The 3,703-nt window shown below is 68.2% G+C and carries 4 protein-coding genes; all 4 read left to right on the top strand.

The window, feature by feature from the left end:
* Positions 1 to 522: hypothetical protein (locus RDU12_RS05490; protein ID WP_308684228.1), on the top strand; the 522-nt coding region annotated here is incomplete at its 5' end.
* Entirely contained in the window at positions 503 to 1,525 is a 1,023-nt protein-coding gene (locus RDU12_RS05485) for a PD-(D/E)XK motif protein (RefSeq protein ID WP_300289140.1), read from the top strand. The genes RDU12_RS05490 and RDU12_RS05485, both read left to right, overlap by 20 nt.
* Entirely contained in the window at positions 1,522 to 3,414 is a 1,893-nt protein-coding gene (locus RDU12_RS05480) for a hypothetical protein (RefSeq protein ID WP_300289141.1), read from the top strand. The genes RDU12_RS05485 and RDU12_RS05480 overlap by 4 nt, the downstream gene beginning before the upstream one ends.
* Positions 3,411 to 3,703: hypothetical protein (locus RDU12_RS05475; protein ID WP_308684227.1), on the top strand; the 293-nt coding region annotated here is incomplete at its 3' end. The genes RDU12_RS05480 and RDU12_RS05475, both read left to right, overlap by 4 nt.

Raw genomic sequence — 3,703 nt, 5'->3', positions numbered from 1 at the left:
CTGCTGCAGTTCCTCGAGCAGGATCACCCGGCCCTTCAGCACTGGAATGTCGGGGTCGTGACCGCGTCCGACGGCGCGCCATCGGCCCAGCCGCTCGGCGTGCTCGGCCCGGTCAACATGGTGAAACGCTCCCGGCTCAAGGGCGTCGATGCTCTCGCCGACATAAAGGGGCTGATGTCGCTTCCGGACATCGCCTTTGATGTCCCCGGAGAGACCCCGGATGGCGACTGGGAGGTGCTCAAGACGGAGCGTCGTGAAGCGCTCGGCGAGCGTCCGCTTCTCCTCCTATACCCGATCGACCGGGCGTCTCCGGCGAAGAAGGGGAGCAGGGCGCGCGTCTCCATGGACGCCGCGCGCGACATCATCGGCCTTGGCCTTGTGTTGCCCCTGTCGAAGGATCACGGCGGCGACCTCGTCAGCGTCGAACTCGCCCCTCCGTCCGCAGAGGAACTCGAGGCGATGGAGCAGGAAGACATGGACGCGGTCGAGGCCGCCGGTCTGGATGAGCCTGCCGTTGTCTAGCCTCGTCACTGAAATCCACACCCGCTGGACATCGCTCCGTGATGGCGACGTCGCCGCCACGCCGGACGGGTTGCCCGTCAGCACCCTGACAGTCGATACAGGCCATGGTCCGGCCGCGCTGGCGCTGGATGAACAGGGCAGGGCCCAGCTGCTGCTTCCGGTCGCGGCCGGCACGCGACGGCCGTCCCTCGAAACGCCGCCGGCCCTGGAGGTCGGGAGCGCCTCCCTGACCGGTGGAGGGCAGCGCCGCGCCTATCTGGTCGTGACCTGCCTCGACCCGCTGCTCGACCGGGCCTTCGCGGATCTGGTGGAGGCCGTGTTGACCCGTATCGTCAGCGGAGAGCCCGCAAAAGATGCGCTGGTGACAGCCATCAGCGATCTCGGCGCCCTGTTTGCCAGCCACGAGAGCGCGGCCATTGATGACCGCATCATCCGCGGTCTTGTCGCCGAGCTCATCGTTCTCGGCCGGCTCGCAGCGCATCACCCTGGCGCGCCCGCCCTCTGGTTCGGCCCTGTGCCCGAGCGGCACGATTTCCGGGGCGGCTCCCATGCCATCGAGGTCAAGTCCGCCAGCCGCCGCACCGGCCGCGTCACGATCTCCTCGGGGGACCAGATGGAAGCGCCCGTGGGAGGGACGCTTCAGCTCTGGCGGGTCGCACTGGAACGGACGGAAGGCGGGCACACCGTGTCCCGGCTCGTTCAGGAAATCGAGGTGCTCACAGGTCACTCAACCGTTCTGCGTGAACGGCTTCAGGCGCTCGGCTGTACCGATCCCGAGACTCCGGACTGGAACCGGCTGTCCTTCAACTGCGAGGCCATCGACGCTTGGGACGTCAAGCCGGGCTTTCCGCGGATCGTGCCCTCCGCCTTTGTCGCGGGTGTCATTCCGGTCGGCATCCACACGCTGACCTATGAACTGGAGCCGGATGTGGCCGAGGCCTTCCGTGTCGATGCGGCCGGCATGACCGCCATGGAAGCCCTGCTCGTGGCGTCGCTGCCATGACGCCGCTGAAGCTCTTTCCCGAGCCCTACGCGCCAACCGGGAACATGGGCGACGGCGGGTTCGGCCGACTGCTGGGCGCCCCGCGGCTGGACGGGCTGCAGCTCGTGCTACGCGAGGCCATCCAGAACAGCTGCGACGCCGCCAAACGCGGCGTTGGTCCCCGCATCCTGATCCGGCTGAGGACGCTGACGCCGGAGCAGGTCGCCGTGCTTCGCGATCAGGTCCTGGCGGAGCTCCCCTTCATCGACAGTTCCGCAGAGGCGCTGACCGCCTTTCTGGATTCCGAAACCCCCCGCGTTCTCGAGATCTGCGATTTCGGAACCACGGGTCTGGGCGGCCCGACCCGGGCGGACCGGATCCCGGCCCGGGTGGAGCGAACGGACTTCATCGACTTTATGCGCAATGTCGGCACCCGCCGGAATACCGATCTGGGTGGGGGCACCTACGGGTTCGGAAAGGCGTCCCTCTACCGGACAAGCCGGTGTTCCACGATCCTCGTCGACACCCTCGCCCATGATCCGGGCCCGGGTGCCGAGGCCCGAAGGCTGATGGGCTGTCATCTCGGGGAAGCAGGCGAGCGCGACGAAGGCGACGGTTTTCTCAGCCGGTACACCGGGCGACACTGGTGGGGCGTTCAGGGCGATGATGATGAGGTCGGAAAGGTGGGCGAGCCGGAGACCGGAGATGCCGCCGCGGTGCTTTCACAAGCCCTCGGCGCACCCCCGCGTGAGGACGCCGACGCGACGGGAACCTCGATCCTGATCCTTGATCCTGACTTGCGGCTGGACGCGGGGGATCAGGAGGCGGGCGACGGCGGCCCTGTCGCGGCGGACAGCGCCGATATCGGCGTCCACATCCTCGAGCGGGTGCTCTGGAACTTCTGGCCGCGGATGATGGAGACGACGTCGGCCGATCGCCGCATCAGCCTCACCGTGGAGATCGAAGGCGACACCTTGGAAACGCCGCGGCCGGAAGACTGCCCGCCGCTCGACCTCTTCGCCCGCGCCATGAATGAGGTGCGCGCCGGAAAGGGGCGCGAGATCAGAAGCTACCGGCCCCAGACTTTCCTCGGGCGTCTTGCGATCAGCCGGGGCCTTCGCGCGCCTCGACTCCCATCGTTCACGGGAGCCAGTCTCCTGCCGAAGCGATCGTCCTGCATCGCCCTCATGCGTCCCGCCGAGATGGTCGTCTATTACATGAACGGTCCCGCGCTGCCGGACGAGCGAACTGAATGGGCGGGAGTCTTCGTGACCAGCGAGGAGAAGGCGGTCGAGGAGGCTTTCGCAAGTTCAGAACCCGCTGCGCATGACGTCTGGGACCCTTCCGCCCTGCCCAAGGGGCCGCCGCGGACCTGGGTCAAAATGGCGCTGGCCCGCCTGAAGGAGGCGGCGAATGAGGTTGCCGCTCCGGGGACGGCGTCAGGCGGAAGCGAGGGGTCGACCGGATCGGTCGCAGCGGTCGCCGGCATGCTCGGCGCCTTCCTCGCAGGCGTGGGCACCGGAGGGCCGACCCGTGGCGGCGGCGGCGGCGGGGGAGGCGGATCGTCGGGACGCCGCCGGGTCAGCCAGCCGGTGTTTGAGCGGCTGGAGATGTTCGAGGGCGAACGTACGGCGCTGTTCACCCTGACAGTCTCGGGCCGGGGCCCATTGACGCGCCTTGACCTGACACCTGTCATCTCGATGGATGGCGGAGGCGTGGCAGCGGCCACACTGGACGTCTCAAGCCCGCCGATCGTGATGGAGATCGATGGCGACGACGGAGAGACCTACCTCGTGAGGCCGCTGGTGGACATCGGCGACTTCGAAGGCGGGTTGACCGTCCGCGTGTCCGTACCGGATGACTGCGCCGTTGGCCTCCGGGCCTCGCTGCTGCCCGCGGAGGCCAGATGAGCCGCCGGACCGCCGCCCCCTTCAACAGGCTCCATGCCGCCGTCGCCACCCGGCCCTGGATGATCACAGTCGGAGCCGGGCCGCCGGCGCCGCTCGGGGAGATCACGCCCGACTGGGACTACGCCAGCGCCGTCAGTCTGGAGCGGGTCATCCTGCTTGACCACCAGCAGGCTGCAGACGAACTCGGATTGGGCGAAGACCCCTTCGACCTGGAGGTCCTGATTGAGGTCGGTACCGGCCCCGGCGACCTGCCCCGTGAGCTTGTCTTGCAGACCCGCCTTCCGCTTGA

The organism is Brevundimonas sp., from assembly GCF_031082345.1.
In the GTDB taxonomy this organism is placed as follows: domain Bacteria; phylum Pseudomonadota; class Alphaproteobacteria; order Caulobacterales; family Caulobacteraceae; genus Brevundimonas.
The sequence above is the reverse complement of the archived record's forward strand: the minus strand, read 5'-3'. Positions and strand labels throughout refer to the sequence as shown.